The sequence below is a fragment of the uncultured Microscilla sp. genome, from assembly GCF_947493425.1.
Taxonomy (GTDB): Bacteria; Bacteroidota; Bacteroidia; order Cytophagales; family Microscillaceae; genus Microscilla.
In genome coordinates this window covers 24,723-43,581 of the sequence record NZ_CANLRP010000036.1, presented here as the reverse complement: position 1 = coordinate 43,581, position 18,859 = coordinate 24,723, and the positions used below count along the sequence as shown (strand labels likewise).

The window sequence follows — 18,859 nt, the reverse complement described above, 5'->3', positions numbered from 1 at the left end:
GACAAAAAATAACGCTTTACTTGTGAAACGAATGCTTTACCCTTGAACCAAAACTAACTTATCGCAAGGGCAATCTCCCATCCAAAGCAAGTAGTTTATTTTTAAACCACCCCTCATTTACTAAGTCTTATTAAAAATCAAAAATAGACGGATTACTTCAAAATCACAACCCTTTTTGCCACTGCCCGGTTTTGGCGATCACGGCAATGCAACAAATAAGTGCCTGGGGGCAAATCGTCAATATCCATTACATACCTTTGCGAAGCATTTTGTTTGAGTAAAAGTGTTTTCACTACTTGCCCTTGTAGCGTAAGCACGTGTATTTGCTTAAGCACCAAACCCTCTATGTGCAACCTCCCCTCATGGTTGGGGTTAGGGTAAATATTTACTTGTTTGGGGTCTATTTTGGGGGCAAGTCCTACCACCTCTACTTTACCAAATACCGGGCGCACCATCAAGCTACCCAGCGTATCGGTATTTTGAATCCATTCGCCTGATAGGTTAGAGTAAATCTGATTTGACGATTCAGTATTTTTATCCAGCCCTACCGTTAACATATCGTCGTTGGTTTGTTGCCAGCCCACAAACACCGTATCAGTCACCTTAATTGGTATAAACTTATCAAAGGCTTTTTCAAGGGCTGCTTTTACGCTTACAAACTCATTGATATTAGGCGCATAAATATCAGTAACGCTTACAATTTTTTGTAACAAAACCGAGTCAGGTTCGCCATTTTTGTTGCTCCACACCTTAAAAATGAACGTTTGTCCAGTAAGATCTTTGTTCAAGCGTGCCACATACATTTGTACATCGGTCAGCGTATCTGGCTCATTTACCACATAACGGTAAGCTACTTGCCCCCGGTTTTGGTTTACTCCCGCCAAAAACTCCGCCGAGCCGTCATCATACGCATAATAGTCTGTTAAAACCGTTACCCGCGAAATTGTATCATTTTGGTCAATGTCGTTGCGATTGCTCGCCTCCAGGTAAGATCTAAAGGTATATTTAAGTTTTACCCCGGCAGCATTATTTTTAAAAGGATCGAGCAACGTAGGGCTAATACTAGCCTCCATTTGTTGCGAAGCTCCTGCATTGAGCAATGGAGCAGGTACTACGCTTACCAAAGTACTGATAAAAGTATTGGATTGGGTATCTTCTAAAACACAGTCGTAGTTGTGCAGGGTAAACCCCGAACCATTGAGGTTGGTGGCTTTAGTGCTGATAGTAGCGGCTGTTTCATCCGCTGCATTTGCCAGGTATTGGCTAAACGGCATCGCACTATAGCGTTTTAAAAACGAATTTGGTATTTCACTGATTACAATATCGCTTTGCCCAAAGTCGTTAATGTGTCGGTTTTTGTCCAAAAACACATAGTCAAGGTTCCAGGTATCATAGCTGCCCGACGTACGGGCAAAGGCTATAAACCTGAACTGGAAATTATTATGAAAATATTTGGGGTCGCTTATCGCGAAAATTTCTTGTTTAAACTGCTTGGTATAATCAGTAGGTAGGTTGGTGAGATTATCGCCCCCCATTTGCGACCAAATACTTACCCAATCGCCGTTTACGTCCTTTAATTGTAGTTGTAGCGAATCTTCATTGTCAGGAAACTCGCCCAAGCCTTGAGCCTGCCAATAAAAACTCAGGTAAATATTGTCAGTGGGGGTTTGTATTGATAAATCTATAGGGCACGACACCAACGTATCGGCTCCACCCTGACTGGTACTGCTGCTAATGTCGTAAGGAATGCCGCTACCGTCTACCCCGTCAAAACTTGCCACTCCTATAGTAGGAGGTTTAATTCCCAGGGTGTTATTAATGAATACTCCCACATTTTTCTGCCATACCGTATCGGTTTTTTTGCTACTGGTAAAATCATCCAGAAAGGGCAAAGTTAAGGTGGTGGTTTGGGTAGTGCGCAGGTTTGCCCTGGATAATTGGGTTTTGCTTGCTCTTGAGGCATAATGGGGCTTTACCGTAAGCTGGCTCCAGCCATTGGCAATACAGCTCATACTTAGTAACAATACTATCCACAGGCGATGTATTTGTATATTTTGGGTGTTTTTTTTCATTGGTGGTCGTTTTTTCAACTGCCAAATATAATTGAATTTTGTCTTGCATACAGGCTTTGACACTTTTCATCTATACGGGCAAAGGCAAGCTAAAATGGAGAAATGAGGTAAAGGAATAGGTAGGCACAAGGATGGCTTTAAGCCTAAAAACCATCCTTGTAAAACCAACACAATGACGTTGGTTTAGCTCTTCGACAACTTCATGCCCCCACCTTTGCCGCTCATGCTAAATATGTTGGTTTCTTCGTAGCTAAACGTTAAGTTGTTCTTTTCGCGGTAGTTTTTAAAGGCCGTATCAATCAAGTCATTCACCAATTGTCCGAAGTTTTTATCGGTGGCTTCCCACAAATAAAAAGACAACGACCCTGGAATGGTATTGATCTCGTTTACATACACCTCGTTGGTGGCTTGGTCTAGCAAAAAGTCGATGCGTGATACCCCAGCACAGCCCAAAACCTGAAAAGTATCTACTGCCAATTGTTGTATCTTGTCTGACATTTCGGTAGGTATTTCGGCAGGCAATTTGCGTTTGGTGCCGCTCATTCCTTTGTTGCCGCCTTTGGTGACATACTTGTCCTGGTAGCTCAATATCTCGCCACTCATGAGGGGCTCTTCGCAGGTAGACGCCTGCGCATTTTCATAATTGCCCAATACCGAACAGTTAATCTCCTTAAGATCTACTATAGTTTGTTCTACCAGTAACTTATGCGAAAAACCCGCCGCATAGTCAATGGCTTCTTCCAGCTCTTCGCGGTTGGCGGCTTTTTTTATCCCCACACTAGAGCCCAGGTTGGCAGGTTTTACTATTACCGGGTAACCCAGGGTTTGCTCTACCTTGTCTATATGACTGGCAGTATCTTGTTGCCAGTTTTTGCTATAAAACCAAACATATTTTACTACAGGCAAGCCCGATTCTTTAAGCACCATTTTCATCATAATTTTGTCCATGCCCACAGCCGAAGACAACACATCGCAACCAATGTAAGGAATACCCATCAGTTCAAACAAACCTTGCATAGCACCATCTTCGCCAAACGACCCGTGCAATACTGGAAAAGCAATGTCTATTTTACCCTTCAATGGCTTTTTGAACAAACCCTTGGCTCCACTTTCTACAAAAGAGTAATCTTCAAAGTTGGGAGACATCATAATTTTGGTGCTATTGTTTAGCAACTCATCCAGTTTGCGGTAATTCTCCACATCCAACAATTGCTCTCCAGTATACCATTGCCCCGCTTTGCTTATATATATAGGCGTTACGTCATAACGGCTATGGTCTATAGCCTGAATTGCCTGCAAAGCAGAAATAACCGATATTTCGTGCTCTACCGAGCGTCCGCCAAAAAAAACACCAATGTTTGCTTTCATTTCTCTATATCTAAAAAATCAGGTTGCTAATTCAATCCAGCAAAATTAAAAACTTTTGGGAGTTTTCTTGAGTGGGCAGTCCGTAGTTTTTTATGTGGGTATCTATCCATCAGTCAAAACTTCAGAACCAGATACCTTGCCATCGTCTTGTGTCACCGATCAATTCCATTGTTCTTTCAACTGTTTATAATAGGTACGCCCAATCGGAATAATGACTTCGTTGCCAAGCACAGCTTCATATTTGCTGCCTTGATGAATGAGAATATTTTTTATTTGATGAATGTCTACCATATACGATTTATGAATACGAATAAACTCTGGTGGTAGTATCATTTGCAACTTGTCTAATGATTTGTCGTGTAACTCTTGTTCACCGTTTTTCAAATGCAACGTAGCATACACGTTGGCGGCTTTTATGTACAATACCTCGTTTATGTCTACCAGTTTGATTTTCCCCTTTGACCGGATCGCCAGCTTTTTGGTGGGATGAGGCGCTCGTTTTTCTGATAAGTTCCAACGTTCAAAAGCCTTTTGGAGCCTTTCTTTGGTAAACGGTTTGGGGATAAAATCAAGCACGCCGTGTTCAAATGCTTCAATAGCCCGGTGCTTATTGGCAGATATAATAATGGTATGAAAAGAGGTGGCTACCAACTCCTGTAAAATACCAAAACCATCTTCCCCGTTCAGGTTCAAATCTAGCAAGAGCAAGTCTATAGTGTGGGTGTCGAGGTAGTATAAAGCACTGACCAAGTCTGGAATAATCTTAGTGGCGGTTACTTTATCGCCCAATATGGCTGTTGTAACCTTTTCTATGTATTGGGCTATTTTAGCCTCGTCTTCTACAATGAGTATTTTCATATATTATTTGGTAGTACTTCACAGGGGCAAGCTTTAAGCAACAAGTCACAAGCTTTCTACCTGTTCTGCGGGTAGTTGTCAAGGTTGTAAGGTTGTTTATTTTCAACTGCCTGCAACTTTGATAGTTAGGAAGAACTTGCGACTTGTCGTTTGTTACTTGAGGCTATTAAAGCTACCGACTGCCCACCCCTGTCTCCCGATTATAAATAAAAAACTCGGTTTGCCACCCTCCTTCAATCGGTTTCGACAACAGTTGCCAACGGTTTGGAAAACTTTCCTGCAAACGAGCCTCCATATACTTTAGTCCGGTACCCCCGGTTTTTTTAGCCACAGTTTTTCGGTGTACCCCTACCGACATCAGCGTGTAATGCCTTTGGTAGCGGTTTTGTGCAAAGCTCAAATAAAACGCCATTTTACCATCTTTATCGTGGTTGTGGGTAATGCCGTTTTCTATAGCCGTATGGATCAATGCTGGAGGGATCAAATCATCGGGCTTGACCCCTACTGTATATAAGGTATAATTTACCTCTTTGCGCAAACTCATTACCTCAAGGTAAGATTCACAAAGTTCTACTTCCCGCTGTAGTGGAATGAGTTTTTTGCTCGATACATCAATCAAAATCTCTAACTCTTCGGCAAGTGCTGCAATAAAACGTGTACCTACTGCCGGGTCGTCATCGATCCAGGCAATGATAGACGTCAGCGAGTTCATCAGAAAATGAGGCTGGATATTTTTTTTTAGAATCTCCAGCTCTAGCCGGCTCGAATGCACCAACGATGCTTCATACTCTTGACGCTGTTTGCGCATTTGAATAGACAATGACAAAAGCATAAAAATAATGAGGAAACCAAACCCCAAAAATAACTTCAGATCATAATTATCTAACCATACAAACGCAATGAAAAATACCACAATACCCAACAACGCCTCGGCGCTGCCCTCGATGCGTTGCTGCATGGCACGCAACACCAAAAACAACGACACCCCAAACGACACCAACATAGTATAACTTGTCTTGGGGTCTATGCCCTGGGCAAAAATCCAGATAGGTAAGATCATTGCCAGCATTGCTCCAATCACCCGCAGCTTGTACTTAAACGGAAACCGATGCATAAAAAACAAGGGCAACAATACTGATATACTCAGGGTAAGTAAGGCAATGATAACCAGGCGGGTGTAATGAAAGGTAAAGTGATAATAGTAATAAAAACGCAAATGCTCTACGATAAGTAAGGCAAAAAACGACATACAGATAATGGCAAATAACAAAAAACGAAGATGCCGATTGCTTACTATAAATATAAAAAAATAATATAAGCCAATGACCAGAAAAACCCCCGCTATAATATGAACATACGCCGTACTGATGAGGTTGTCTTGTGCCAAAGCCAGGTAGTTGCCCACGTTCAAGTCGGTATAGTCGCTCTCTAACAAGTGAGGGCTTTTGCCATAATTTTTAAAATATCTGACCCGCAAAGCCACTTCATGCCTGCCTGCTTTGCCCAACGAATCGGGAATAAGAAACAAACCGTGTAAAGGGGCATATTGCACTGTTCGTGTTGTCTTGCGTGGGTTGTAGTTACGCCCCAACAGTTGCCCATCCCAATATACCTCATACACTCCCGTAAAATCTACAGTGATGCCCTGTGGCTCGAAACGTTGGGGTTTTTGGGCAATATTTACCACCAACCTGATCCAAAATACCCCGCTAGAGTCATAAAAGTTACGTTGCCAGTGTGCAGTAGAGTAGGTGGGATTTTTCCACTCAAGCGAATCTCCATAACAAAACCGCACCTCAGTAGCTTTGTAGGTAGCTGGTGCTTGGTTAAGCGTTGACAATAGCGTAATAATGACAACACCTGCTACAAACATACCCAGCGAGAGGTAAGAAAAGCGGTAGTTCATGTTTTTAACATTCTTTGGTCAATGGTCCTTATTTACTAGACTACACAGGCAAATCAAGCGGTTTTTTCTCTAAGTAGCGTGCTGAAGCAGCCAGCTGTTTGAAAAACGACACCCCATAAGCCCTCACATTGATGGCCTTGACATGGGCAAGTATATCCATTTCAGTAACCCCATTTTTGCTGGCTTTGCGCAAAGCAATTAAAGCATTGGCACATCGCTGGTAATTGCTTTCGTTGATCGCAACATCGTACGCCTTAAAAGCTTCATCTACTTGTTGTTGAATGTAGGCAAGGCGGTGGTTGCCTTTAAACTCTTTGGCCATTTGAGCAAGAGCCGCTGATTTTGACACACGCGCTTGCTTTTGGGGCTTCGACGAACAGGCAACGAGACCCAAATACAAAAAAATTACCCAGAAGCCGTAGCTCCTGAGTAATGTTGATATCATTGAATAATTTTGCATGCCTCATTAATTTAATGCCAGCTCTCCTTTATGAATGGTTTGCTTACGGTCGGGCCCGGTAGACACCAAAGTAATAGGTACTCCAGTTTGTTCCTCTATGTAAGCTACATACTCCAGTACCGCTGCAGGCAAGGCATCAAAAGTAGTAATCCCCTCAAGGCTTTGGTTCCAGCCTTTGAAAGTTTTGTATACTGGTGCTGCCACTTCTTCGGTCAGGTCATAAGGCAGTTGATCGGTCAATTCGCCATTTTTGAGTTTGTAATGGGTACAAACTTTTATTTCGTCAAAATCGTTCAACACGTCTGCCTTCATCATAAGCAATTGGGTTACCCCATTGATCATGACGGTGTATTTGAGGGCAGGAAGGTCTAACCAACCACAACGACGGGGTCTGCCAGTAGTAGCGCCAAACTCGTTGCCTACTTTAGCCAATTGTTTGCCGTCTTCGTCAAACAATTCGGTAGGGAAAGGGCCACTGCCTACCCTGGTACAGTAAGCTTTAAAAATACCGTATACTTCGCCAATATGCTTGGGGGCTACTCCCAAGCCAGTACAAGCCCCTGCTACCATCGTATGCGAGCTCGTAACAAAAGGGTAAGACCCAAAGTCAATGTCAAGTAATGAACCTTGCGCACCTTCGGCAAGAATGGGTTCGTTGGCTGCAATAGATGCATTGATCATATACTCGCTATCAACAAAAGTAAATTGCTTGAGGTATTCTACCGCTTCAAAAAACTCTTTTTCCATCTCCGACGGGTCACACTCATACTCAAGAAACTCAAGCAACTTGACGTGTCGGGCGAGGTGTTCTCTGTATTTTTCTTCAAAATTACCGCTTACCAAATCTCCTATCCTTAACCCGTTGCGTCCGGTTTTATCTTGGTAAGTAGGTCCAATGCCACGCAAGGTAGAACCAATTTTTTTGTCCCCTTTGGCTTGCTCATAAGCCGCGTCGAGCAACTTATGGGCGGGTAAAATAATATGCGCTTTTTTAGATATAAAAAGATTGCTCTTTAAATCGAGGTTGTATTTTGCCAACGCTTCAATCTCTTTTTTTAGTACAATAGGGTCAAGCACCAGACCATTGCCAATAATATTTTTGGTTTCAGCCCTGAAAATACCCGAAGGAATCTGGTGTAACACATGCTTGATTCCGTCAAACTCCAAAGTATGCCCGGCATTGGGTCCTCCCTGAAAGCGTGCCACTACATTATACTGAGGAGCCAGAAAATCTACGACCTTTCCTTTACCTTCATCGCCCCACTGTAATCCTAATAAGATATTTACACTCATGTTTATATATTTGAAATCATAGACAATTTTCAGTTTATCAATTTATACACGAGGCTTACCTCGTGCAATAGTTGTACATACCACGTGTGTATGTTGTCAGGCAGAGGCTTCCTCTTCGAGCAGTCTTATGGCCTCTTCTTTGGTTTTGGTAATCGTAAATATGGCCGATAACTTAGTGATAATCAAAAGCTTTTTGATTTGCTCAGAGGGGTTAATCAGTACTACCTCGCCGCCTCGGTTACGAAACTTGGTAAGTACCAGTATCAGCGTATTGATTCCGGTGCTGTTCATGTAACGCAACTTTGAAATTTCGATGGCACATAGTTTAATATCCTGCTCGAGGGCATCTTCTATTACCTCTATCAACTTGGTATCGCGAGGAATTTCAATCAGGTCACCCTCAAAATTCAGGATCAGTATATTGTTTTCAATCGAATGGCTAAAATTCATGGTAAAAATGTTTAATCCAAAGACAGTAAGCACTTAGCAAGTAGCAGCAAGCAATTAGCTATAAGCCACAAGTAAAGATAACTCTCTCATAATATGATAGTTACACTTGCATATTAGGTATATTTAATTTTGTCTTGGTACATAAAATGGAAAAAATAAAGTAATCCAAAAGAAGGCAGTACCTGTTTGCTGAACTAGTTTTTTGGAGAAGCACAACGATCAGAGACAACGTTCGGTGGAGTAGGTTATTTTTGTAGTTTTAAGTAGCAGCAAGCAATTAGCTATAAGCTACAAGTAAAGATAACTCTCTCACAATATGATAGTTATACTTGCATATTAGGTATATTTAATTTTGTCTTGGTACTTACTTACCCCGCCTTTTTAATTTCTAACTCTTCTTTATTTTTACAGTCGGGTTTATTGCATTTGCCATAAAACACCAACGAATGATGCATAATATCAAACTTCAGAAGGTCGCCTACCATGTTCTGAATATTCTGAATGCGAGGGTCACAAAACTCTACTACAGTATGGCAGTCGGTACAAATCAAATGATCGTGCTGTTTGTACCCATAGGCTTTTTCGTATTGTGCCAGGTTTTTACCAAATTGGTGCTTAATCACCAGGTCACAGTCTACCAAAATATCCAGCGTATTGTACACTGTAGCCCGGCTTACCCGGTAATTTTTGTTTTTCATGCTTATATAAAGCGACTCTACGTCAAAATGCCCACCTCTTGTATAAATTTCTTCAAGTATAGCAAAACGTTCGGGGGTTTTTCGCAAAGACTTATTTTCCAGATAAGCAACAAAAATACTTTTTACCTTATCAAATTCTTCATTATTCAATGCCATAATTTCTGCTTTTTGTTTTGTAGTGGTAGCACCTCTTCTCCGCTTTTTTGCACAACGTTTTTCTGCGCAAAGATAGAATAAATTTATTAGTCCAAAAGCTTTATTATAATTGTTACATTTAAACAAAAATGGTTTTGGGGACAGGTTTTGATCAATTGCCTGAATACCAACATTAATCAACCGAAGCTACAGCTTGCTGTGCTCTGCTTCAGCTAATCCTGTAAATCCTAAAACCGAGTCTGCAGCTTGCTGTGACGAGCTCACCGCAGGTAATCACTTTCATCTTAGTATACATTATAACATCGCTCGATTATTAACTGGCTTTATTGTTTTGGCAAGGCTACCTGTATAACAAAGCCGTTGATATTACTCGTCAGTATCACACCTTTTGGTACCTACAATACCCTCTACCTGCATGAGTTCCTCTTTGAGCATTTCTAAATGCTGAGTATCGTATACAAAAACCTTGATAGTACCCTCAAAAATGCCCTCATCAGTCAATCCTATATTCAACGACTTGATGTTTACCTGCAAGTCTCCCGAAATTACCTGAGTGACATCTTTTACCAGTCCTATACGGTCAGTGCCCTTGACCTTTAGAATAGCCAAAAACGCTGATTCGCGTTGCGACTTCCACTGAGCCCGTATAATACGGTCGCCGTGTTGTGCCATCGCCTTGACCATTTGTGGGCAGTCGGTACGATGTATTTTTATACCATCATGAATAGTAATAAACCCAAACACATCATCGCCCGGCAGAGGGTTGCAACACTTGGCCAAAGTATATTCGATCTGAGATTCTCCACCAATAAACAGGGTTTCTATTTTCGATTTTTTCTTCCCAACTGCTTCTTTTTGAGGAGCTTCAGCCATTCTTTTTTGCTCTTCATCACGTTTTTTCTTCCATCCTTTAAACTTGTTGATATGCTGAGGAGTAATATACCCCTTGCCTATAGCATGCAACAAGTCATACGACTTTTTTAGTTCGAGAAATATTTTGATCTGGTCGAGCAAAGTTTCGTTGTAAGTAAGCCCCAGGTCTGCCAATTTCTTTTTCAAAATATTCAGCCCTTTGTTTACCGTGATTTCTTTTTGCCCCTTGAGATAATCTTTGATACCCGCTTTGGCTTTAGAGGTTTGTACAAAACGTAACCAGTCAGCACTTGGCTTTTGCTTTTTCGAGGTGATAATTTCTACCTGATCGCCGTTTGTCAATTGGTAGTTTAGTGGTACCAGCTTTTGATTTACTTTGGCTCCCAGGCAACGATAGCCTATTTCGGTGTGTACATGAAAGGCAAAATCAAGGGCAGTGGCTCCATTTGCCAAAGTGAGCAATTCGCCTTTGGGTGTAAACACAAAAACCTCTTTCTCAAAGAAGTTTTGCCTAAAATCATTGATAAACTCGGTGGCGGTTAGCTCACCATTCTGACTTTTTTCGCGCAAATCTCTGATCAGACTCAACCAGGCATCTAAGCCTGAATTATCGCTGCGTTTTCCGTTTTTCTTAGACGATTTCTTACCGTTTTTGCCTTGCTCTTTGTATTTCCAGTGGGCAGCAAACCCTTTCTCGGCAATTTCGTCCATTCTTTCTGTCCTAATCTGCACCTCTACCCACTTACCATCGGGCCCCATTACGGTAGTGTGCAACGACTCGTATCCATTGGCACGTGGGGTACTTATCCAATCGCGCAGACGGTCGGGGTTGGGATTGTAAGAGTCGGTTACCAGCGAGTATACCCGCCAACAATCCGGTTTTTCGTTTTCGTAGTCTACATCTATGATTATTCTAATGGCAAACAAATCGTACACCTTCTCGAAGGGGATATTTTGTACCTTCATTTTGCTCCAGATAGAATAAATAGACTTGGGGCGTCCCAAAATACGCGCCTTAAAACCCGCGCTTGTAATAGAAGCACGCAAAGGCGCAATAAAGTCTTCGATAAAAGCATCACGCTTTACCTTGGTTTCGTTCAGTTTTTGGGCAATGTCACGGTAAGCTTCCTGATGAGTGTATTTAAGGTAGAGGTCTTCCAGCTCCGACTTGATCTTGTACAAGCCCAGGCGGTGCGCCAAAGGAGCATAAATGTAGATGGTTTCAGAGGCAATTTTGAGTTGTTTGTGGCGAGCCATACTATCCAGGGTGCGCATATTGTGCAGCCGGTCGGCAATCTTCACCATAATCACCCTTACATCGTCTGAAAGGGTCAACAACATTTTACGAAAGTTTTCTGCCTGCTGTGAGATGTTTCGGTCAAACTCAAAGTCGTTGACATCGGTAGACGATATTTTGGTCACTCCGTCTACAATTTTGGCAATCTTCTCGCCAAACTCCCTTTCAATTTCTTCAATGGTTACCTCAGTATCTTCTACCACGTCGTGTAGCAGTGCCGCTGCAATGGCGGTGGGTCCCAAATTAATTTCTCCTACTACAATCTGTGCCACCGCTATAGGATGATAGATATAAGGTTCTCCCGTTTTGCGGCGCATTTCTATGTGCCCGTCTGCCGCAGTTTTAAATGCCTTTTTAATTAGTTTAGCGTCCCCGTCTTTCAGAAAAGGACTAGCCGTTTTTAGCAAGTGGCGATATCTTCTTAAAATTTCTCTTTTTTCTTCTTCAGTCTGGTTATCAATCTTGTGCGCCATTTTTTCTAACATTGATGATCTTAATGGTTATTTACTTACCATTGGGTATATTATAAATTTAAAAATCACAAGTGATTTATTAAAATCCTGATGCTTAAAATGCTGCTTCAAACCTTGTATTGTCTGATAGCGTATGCATAACATAAACCTGCTATGCAATTGGTATTGATTGTCTGACAATGATACAATGCCAGGTATAAAGCTTTTGAACTATGATATACATTTACAAATTGTTGATTATAAAACACTTAGTCACATTTATAAGGCTACTAATTTAAGTTGTAAAACAGATGATTTGATAACTTACCTGAGCAGTATTTTGTAATGATCCTAAAAATTCAATATACTCATTTTTTAAGAAAAAAGGAAATGATTTAAGTAAGATTAAAAAAATCAATCCAGGCAATTTTATAAACAACTTGTTTGTTTTGTCACTGTTACACCAAATATCAATGAGTTTTGTGGCTCATTGCACCAACTAATTGAAAAAAATCAAGTACCCAACAACTATGATGTCAACAAAACCGTTCTCACGCCTACTACACTGGCAGGTAGTAGCCGTTTTTATTTTTTTATTATTGTACACTTTCCCTACCCAAGCCCAAAATAAGTGGGCATTGGTCATGTCAAAATACACACGGTACTCACAACAAGTCTGGTTTCATAAATCCTACTTCCCGCGTGAGTCTATCAAAAAATACTGGAAAATGGGCTACAAAATTACCAGTGTGTCGTATGGAGAGCGCAAGTGGGCAGTGGTGATGTCAAAGGGTGCCAACTACGGGCAACAGTCATGGGCAACCCGCACCTCGTTTCCACGCGAAAAAATCAACGACTATTGGCGTCGGGGTTATACTGTTACAAGCCTGGCTTATGGCAATGGTTTGTGGGCAATAGTAGGCACCAAAAGCAGTGGGCTTACCCGCCAATACTGGACACTCAATGCCAGTTTTCCTGGCAACCGCATCAGCGAATACTGGCGCAAGGGTTATGCAGTCACCAACATGTTTTATGGACAAGGCAAGTGGGCAGTGGTTATGTCGCGAAGTTCAGGCTATGGTAGTCAAACCTGGATCAAAAGCAGTAGTTTTCCTGCCACCCGCATTCGCCAAAAGTGGAGCCAGGGCTACTCAGTCACCAACCTGGGTTATGGCAATGGCGAATGGGTAGTGATGCTGACCAAAAACACCGGATACATTCAATCTTGGGCATTGCGCGACTATTATCCCAAGCAAAGAATTAGCACCTATTGGAACAAAAGATATGCGGTTACCAGCCTGACATACGGTGCAAGCAAGGTAAAAAACAATAACTCGGTAGTGACTACGATCAAACCCAAACCCGTCATTCGCTGGAACGCCCCCCTAAGGTCACTCACCAGCTCCCGCCAACAACTTTACCCTATTGATGTATGCATCAAGTCTTCGTCTGCCCTGCGCAGTGTCAAAGTATATGTAAACGGCCAGTTGCAAATTAACCGTGGATTTGAGGTAGTGGCTACTGGAGGTTGTGCCCAAACCATTCGCAAATCGGTAGCGCTGTCAGAGGGTACCAACAATGTAAAGGTAGTGGCTATCAATGCTGGCGGCTCGGTGAGTTCCAGCCGCAGCATACGCTATACTGCCCGACAGGTAGAAAATACAGTAGTAAAGGCTACAGTAAACTGGAATGCACCCAGCAACTTTTCTGTCAATACCACCGACAAAAATTACACACTCAATGCCTGTATCAAGTCACCTTCAAGGGTGCGGTTTGTCAAGGTATACGTCAACGGCATTGCCCAAAACACCCGAGGGTTTGAGGTAGTGACTGCCGAAAACTGCACCAAAAGTTTAAGAAAGACCGTTGCCTTACGAAAAGGCGCCAATAATATATCGGTAGTAGTAAGCAATGCGGCGGGTACTGTTACATCGCGTCGTACTGTTACCTACCAAAGCCCAGTGGCAAATAATACTGTAGCAGGCAAGCGGGTAGCGTTAATTATTGGCAATGCTGACTATACCAATGCTCCGTTAAAAAATCCAGCAAACGACGCCAGGGCAATGGCCAAGTCTTTACGTGACTTAGGCTTTGATGTAATGGAGCACATCAATGTAAACCAGGAAACGATGGAAACCGCCATTACTCAATTTGGCAATAAGATTAAAAGCGGAAGTGTAGGGCTTTTTTATTTTGCCGGACACGGGCTACAGGTAAAAGGTGAAAATTACCTCATTCCGGTAAAAGCAAAAATAGATAAAGAACAACAAGTGAGGTACCGCTCAGTAAACCTGGGGCTGGTACTTGCCGAAATGGACGCCGCAAGCAATCCAATGAATATTGTTATTTTAGATGCTTGCCGCAATAACCCTTTCAAAACCAGTTCACGTTCAAGTACCCGTGGATTGGCCAGCACTACTGCCCCTACCGGAACTTTTATAGCCTATGCTACAGCACCAGGCTCGGTAGCTGCCGACGGTGAGGGAGCCAATGGTTTGTACACTCAAGAGTTGCTCAAAATGCTGCAAGTACCTGGGCTTACTATAGAGCAAGTGTTTAAGAAAGTAAGAGCAAAGGTGTTGCAATACACAGGTGGCAAACAAACGCCTTGGGAGAACTCATCTATTATCGGAGATTTTTACTTCAGAAAACGATAAGGTAGCCAGCTGGTAAAGACACACAGCCAAGGCGATGATGGTATTTAACTCGACAAAGTGATGCTAAGAACTTGCCCCCTGTCGGGGCTTCTAACTATCAAAGTTGTAAACAGTTGAAGATAAGTGTTTTACAAACTTGATAGTTACCTGTGGAACAGGGTGTACCTAACACCTTGCACCTAGAACCTTGTCGGGGCTTCTAACTATGAAAAACTAAACAAAAATTTACATACCTAATAATTAAAATATGAAACACTATTCTCACTATTGGTTTACATTTTTGCTGGCAATGATGAGTGTTGCCGGATTTGCTCAGGAATATAGCCTGGGTATGGAAATGGATGATGAAAAATACAAAGCCACTCCGATGAAAGCCATGCTCATGACCCGCGACTATGTAAGCGTACCAGCCAAATCGTCGCTCAAAAAATGGTGTCCTACCCCCAAAAGCCAGGGAAGGTATGGCACCTGTGTAGGTTGGTCATCGGCGTATGCTGCCCGTACCATTGTAGAGGCAAAAAGCAATGGTTGGACGAATAAACAAAAAATTACCAGTAATACGTATTCTCCTGGTTTTTTGTACAAACTAATTAAATACAAAACCGATGCGGGTTGCAAACGTGGCTCACACATTTCAGATGCCATGCAAGTAATGGTAAACCGGGGAGTGCCCAAGTATGCCGAGTTTCCTATTAGCTGTGTTACCAGTATACCAAGCAATATTTTTAGCAAAGCAAAACCTCATAAAATACAAGATTACGCCCGTTTGTTTGACCGAAAATATGGCAAAAATTTCAAGATCAGGGCAATGAAAAAATCGTTGGCATCGGGGCACCCGGTAGTAATAGGTATGAAATGCCCTCGATCGTTTTTTAAGGCAAAGGGTTTCTGGAAACCCAGCGAAAACCCCAACATGCGTTATGGAGGACACGCCATGTGTGTAATTGGCTATGATGACAACAAGTATGGTGGGGCATTTGAGATTATGAACAGTTGGGGCACCAAGTGGGGCAATGAGGGGTTTATCTGGATCAAATACGACGACTTTGCCAACTTTACCAAGTATGCTTATGAGGTCATTGCTTTTCCTAAGACGCTGCCACACGAAGCCGACCTATCGGGGGAGCTTAAGTTTATACTGGCATCGGGCAATCAAATGGAAGCCGACTATGTGCGTAAAACCAACAAAGTGGGCTATTATAAAATGAAAAAACCTTATGCATCGGGCACCCAGTTTCGTATCCATATCTCTAACAATGAGCCCGCTTTTGTGTATGCCATTGGCTCCGACCTGAGCGAAAAAACTTTCATGATTTTCCCACACAAACGCAGCATTAGTCCTGCGCTCAACTATAAGTCGAACAATGTGGCCATTCCAAATGAGGATTATTATATCAAAATGGATAATAACATTGGTACTGACTACATGTGCGTGCTATATTCTAAGAAAAAACTCAATATTCGGTCTATACGCAAGCAACTAAGCAGGTACAAAGGTTCGTTTGTAGACCGCATAGAAAAGGTAATGGCAGCAGACTTGGTAAGCAGTAAAAATGCCCAGTTTAGCAGCGACAAAATCAACTTTAAGGCGGCAAGTTCGGGCAAATCGGTCGTAGCAATGGTGGTGGAAATTACACACGTGCGGTAAGCTTTTAGTAGTAATACCAAATAAAAACGACAAGTAGGACTTTATTTATCAAGTACTTATTTGTCGTTTTTTTATGCGTTGTTTTGCAAACATTAAGTAGCTACAAGCATGGCTATATTTCATGCTGCCTCACGGCTGGCGCACGCATCCCGTGTGTGTTCCTAACACATCAAGATCAAGTAACTTTAAAAGGAGCTTATTTTTAATTGAAGGTATTGTTTAGTAAAGCGGAAAAAATAAGGTGTGCCAATAAAACAAAATATTTGTTGAGTGGGCGAGTCAAAAAAACTTTGCATAGCCTAAGCTATGGAACTGTTTTTTGAGGAAGTCCATTCGGCAAAGATACCGTTTTATGGCTCAGATTATTTTTGTAGATTTACTTATCAGTAATTTAAATACTAAAAATCCAGCCCTTGGCTCAAACCAATATTTTGGATGGCACCTGGTGCTATGCTTTCGCAAAAAAACAAGTGTAGGCGGTGGGCTCCTTTTACTCCCTCTTCTTTGGCAGCAGTCAAGTCATTACAAATCGCGGCTTTGTGGTAAGGGTTTACATAATATTGGGCTTGAGCCCGAAAAAAATGAGCTTGAGCTGAATACTGATTTCCTTCGGGATTGTCTGAAATGGTTTGGCTAAAGTCATTGATTGCCCGGCGGTATTTTTGAGCCTTAAAAGCCGCCATTCCCCTCAAAAAAAACACATTGGGCGGCAATGCCTCTTCACTGTATTTGATTGCCTCGCTATAGCCTACGTATGCTTCTGCATAGTGCTTAAAAATCCGGTAGCTCAAGTCTGCCCGCAGCATTTGAGCCTCTACCAGCTGAGGGTAAAATATAACCGCATGGTTGAGTTTTTTGAGGGCTTCTTTGTACTTGTGTGCTGCCACCAACACCACGGCTTCTTCGTAACTGTGCCTTGCCGATATGCGGGGAGCCACTTCGTATAGGTATACTCCAAATGCCAACACAGCAACGCCAATCACCACGCTGGCCAACTGTAGCATACGCCTTACCCTGAGCGGAATATGCTCGTATTTATGTCGGGAAGATGCTTGATAATAGGTGCCAGAGGCGCGATAAGTAGTAGATTTTTTTTGGCGAACGGTGGTAGGTTCCGAAGTACGGTAATGAGTAGATTTGGGGTGGGTAGTTGGGTGATCGTAATCGTATTTTTTGGTTTTGTCAGACAATACCTGATAGGCGGCATTGATGCGTTTAAATACTTCTTCGGCGTGGGGATCATTGTTGTTTTTATCAGGGTGATAACGCTTCGCCATATCCTTATAAGCAATTCTTATCTGCTCGGCCGAAGCGGTTCTCTTCAATCCCAATATTTGATAATGATCCAACATCTATGCTTTTACTATATAACTAAATCAAGGTAAACTTTTTGCCGGGCAGAGACTTAAGGTAACCTTGAATTTCGAGGTTGAGTAAGCAAGCGCTTATTTTAGACAAGGGCATTTTAAGTTGCCAGCTTATTTCGTCCAGGCTTAAGGTTTTTTGAGGTTGCTTTTGCAGCAAAACCACTATTTCTTTTTCCTCAGCGTTTTTGGGTAGCTCATTAAATAACAACGATTGCTGTACCGATTTGTTTTTGCCGTTTAACTCCCAGTTCATAATATATGCCACATCTTTAGCCTTGGTCATGAGGTGGGCTTTGTGTTGTTTAATCAGGTTGTTGCAACCCTCCGATGTTTTTCGATGAATATCGCCAGGCACGGCAAACACATCTTTGTGGTAGTCGTTGGCAATATTTGCTGTAATAAGTGCCCCGCCACTGGCTTTGGCTTCTACCACTACTACCGCGTCGGCCAGTGCTGCAATGATCCGATTACGTGCCGGAAACTTTCGTGCGTCAGGTTGTGTACCAAAGCGGGCTTCGGTCATTACTCCCCCTTGTTGCTGCACCATTTGGCGTGCCGTACCCAGGTGGGGGGCAGGGTACACCACATCTATGCCACTGGCCATTACTCCTATAGTAGGCAAACCATACTTGAGGCTTGCCTGGTGAGCGGCAATGTCTATACCATACGCCAAACCACTTACTATCAGGGGTTGGTAGGGTGTAAGCTCTTTGACTAACTCTTCGGTAAAGGCTTTGCCATATTCAGTGGCCGCCCGTGTACCCACAATTGCCACCGCACGCTCGGCATTGAGGTTAACATTCCCTTTGATATAAAATACAAAAGGGGCATCAGCGTATTGCTTAAGTCTGGCGGGGTAGTAAGCATCGGTATAGGCCACAATCTGTACATCTTGTTTTTGGGCTTTTTCCAGCTCAGCTTCGGCTTGCTGCAGAATGTCTTTTTGCATGATCAAAGACACAATCTTATTGCCCACCATGGGTATTTTCAGCAATTTTGCTTTAGGTGTTTTAAATACGGCTTCGGCAGAACCACAATAGCTCAACAGTTGGCGTGCTTTTACCCCTCCTACCTTGTCTATCAGGTTGAGGGCAATGCTATACAAGGAAGAATTGTTCATGCAAAGAGTTGGATTTGAGTAGACAAATATACTTGTTTTTGGGTAAACCAGGGTAATGAAACGAGGGCTTTTGGTAACCTTTGTACAAAGGTGCATTTAACAATACAACCTAAATTAAATGATTAAAAGATTTATAGTATTATTTTGAAAATTTATTTTTGTACTTATTACACAATATAAAGAA

At 42.3% G+C, this 18,859-nt stretch carries 13 protein-coding genes; 2 read left to right on the top strand and 11 right to left on the bottom strand.

Annotated features, from left to right (window positions below):
* Positions 1-152: 152 nt before the first annotated feature.
* The 9 genes from Q0954_RS11955 to Q0954_RS11915 form a co-directional block, all read right to left on the bottom strand.
* Positions 153-2,072, bottom strand: a complete 1,920-nt coding sequence (locus tag Q0954_RS11955) for a T9SS type A sorting domain-containing protein (protein ID WP_299457077.1) — start codon at positions 2,070-2,072, stop codon at positions 153-155.
* A gap of 183 nt (positions 2,073-2,255) precedes the next feature.
* Positions 2,256-3,440: a D-alanine--D-alanine ligase family protein gene (locus tag Q0954_RS11950; RefSeq protein WP_299457075.1), complete on the bottom strand. Its 1,185-nt coding sequence runs from the start codon at positions 3,438-3,440 to the stop codon at positions 2,256-2,258.
* Positions 3,441-3,599: 159 nt separating this feature from the next.
* Positions 3,600-4,298 (bottom strand): LytTR family DNA-binding domain-containing protein, encoded by a 699-nt coding sequence (locus Q0954_RS11945; protein WP_299457074.1) that lies wholly within the window; start codon positions 4,296-4,298, stop codon positions 3,600-3,602.
* Between the two features lie 172 nt (positions 4,299-4,470).
* The gene (locus tag Q0954_RS11940) at positions 4,471-6,204 is read right to left on the bottom strand and encodes a histidine kinase (RefSeq protein WP_299457073.1); all 1,734 of its coding nucleotides are present in this window, start codon (positions 6,202-6,204) and stop codon (positions 4,471-4,473) included.
* A 40-nt stretch (positions 6,205-6,244) separates the two neighbouring features.
* Positions 6,245-6,649 carry a hypothetical protein gene (locus Q0954_RS11935; RefSeq protein ID WP_299457072.1) on the bottom strand — a complete coding sequence of 135 codons (405 nt, stop codon included), beginning with the start codon at positions 6,647-6,649 and terminating at the stop codon, positions 6,245-6,247.
* A 21-nt stretch (positions 6,650-6,670) separates the two neighbouring features.
* Positions 6,671-7,957, bottom strand: a complete 1,287-nt coding sequence (locus tag Q0954_RS11930) for an adenylosuccinate synthase (protein ID WP_299457071.1) — start codon at positions 7,955-7,957, stop codon at positions 6,671-6,673.
* A 96-nt stretch (positions 7,958-8,053) separates the two neighbouring features.
* Positions 8,054-8,407 carry an STAS domain-containing protein gene (locus tag Q0954_RS11925; protein ID WP_002704923.1) on the bottom strand — a complete coding sequence of 118 codons (354 nt, stop codon included), beginning with the start codon at positions 8,405-8,407 and terminating at the stop codon, positions 8,054-8,056.
* Positions 8,408-8,775: 368 nt separating this feature from the next.
* The gene (locus Q0954_RS11920; protein ID WP_002704921.1) at positions 8,776-9,261 is read right to left on the bottom strand and encodes a Fur family transcriptional regulator; all 486 of its coding nucleotides are present in this window, start codon (positions 9,259-9,261) and stop codon (positions 8,776-8,778) included.
* Between the two features lie 366 nt (positions 9,262-9,627).
* Entirely contained in the window at positions 9,628-11,904 is a 2,277-nt protein-coding gene (locus Q0954_RS11915) for a bifunctional (p)ppGpp synthetase/guanosine-3',5'-bis(diphosphate) 3'-pyrophosphohydrolase (protein WP_299457064.1), read from the bottom strand.
* Between the two features lie 509 nt (positions 11,905-12,413).
* Here Q0954_RS11915 and Q0954_RS11910 point away from each other — a divergent pair.
* The gene (locus tag Q0954_RS11910; RefSeq protein ID WP_299457061.1) at positions 12,414-14,540 is read left to right on the top strand and encodes a caspase domain-containing protein; all 2,127 of its coding nucleotides are present in this window, start codon (positions 12,414-12,416) and stop codon (positions 14,538-14,540) included.
* Positions 14,541-14,787: 247 nt separating this feature from the next.
* Complete coding sequence (locus tag Q0954_RS11905) at positions 14,788-16,188, top strand: C1 family peptidase (protein WP_299457060.1); 1,401 nt, start codon at positions 14,788-14,790, stop codon at positions 16,186-16,188.
* Positions 16,189-16,586: 398 nt separating this feature from the next.
* On the opposite strand, the gene Q0954_RS11900 is transcribed toward Q0954_RS11905, so the two are convergent.
* Together Q0954_RS11900 and dprA are read right to left on the bottom strand one after the other, a co-directional pair.
* Complete coding sequence (locus Q0954_RS11900) at positions 16,587-17,540, bottom strand: DnaJ domain-containing protein (protein WP_299457058.1); 954 nt, start codon at positions 17,538-17,540, stop codon at positions 16,587-16,589.
* Positions 17,541-17,559: 19 nt separating this feature from the next.
* On the bottom strand, positions 17,560-18,675 hold the full coding sequence (dprA, locus tag Q0954_RS11895; RefSeq protein ID WP_299457057.1) for a DNA-processing protein DprA: 1,116 nt from the start codon (positions 18,673-18,675) through the stop codon (positions 17,560-17,562).
* Positions 18,676-18,859: the final 184 nt, after the last annotated feature.

Bases quoted from the DNA above. Each gene is read 5' to 3' on its own strand.
- Q0954_RS11945 (WP_299457074.1), bottom strand. From the start codon at position 4,298: ATGAAAATACTCATTGTAGAAGACGAGGCTAAAATAGCCCAATACATA.
- Q0954_RS11905 (WP_299457060.1), top strand. From the start codon at position 14,788: ATGAAACACTATTCTCACTATTGGTTTACATTTTTGCTGGCAATGATG.
- Q0954_RS11935 (WP_299457072.1), bottom strand. From the start codon at position 6,649: ATGATATCAACATTACTCAGGAGCTACGGCTTCTGGGTAATTTTTTTG.
- Q0954_RS11950 (WP_299457075.1), bottom strand. From the start codon at position 3,440: ATGAAAGCAAACATTGGTGTTTTTTTTGGCGGACGCTCGGTAGAGCAC.
- Q0954_RS11940 (WP_299457073.1), bottom strand. From the start codon at position 6,204: ATGAACTACCGCTTTTCTTACCTCTCGCTGGGTATGTTTGTAGCAGGT.
- Q0954_RS11900 (WP_299457058.1), bottom strand. From the start codon at position 17,540: ATGTTGGATCATTATCAAATATTGGGATTGAAGAGAACCGCTTCGGCC.
- Q0954_RS11930 (WP_299457071.1), bottom strand. From the start codon at position 7,957: ATGAGTGTAAATATCTTATTAGGATTACAGTGGGGCGATGAAGGTAAA.
- Q0954_RS11925 (WP_002704923.1), bottom strand. From the start codon at position 8,407: ATGAATTTTAGCCATTCGATTGAAAACAATATACTGATCCTGAATTTT.
- Q0954_RS11920 (WP_002704921.1), bottom strand. From the start codon at position 9,261: ATGGCATTGAATAATGAAGAATTTGATAAGGTAAAAAGTATTTTTGTT.
- Q0954_RS11955 (WP_299457077.1), bottom strand. From the start codon at position 2,072: ATGAAAAAAAACACCCAAAATATACAAATACATCGCCTGTGGATAGTA.
- Q0954_RS11915 (WP_299457064.1), bottom strand. From the start codon at position 11,904: ATGGCGCACAAGATTGATAACCAGACTGAAGAAGAAAAAAGAGAAATT.
- Q0954_RS11910 (WP_299457061.1), top strand. From the start codon at position 12,414: ATGATGTCAACAAAACCGTTCTCACGCCTACTACACTGGCAGGTAGTA.
- dprA (WP_299457057.1), bottom strand. From the start codon at position 18,675: ATGAACAATTCTTCCTTGTATAGCATTGCCCTCAACCTGATAGACAAG.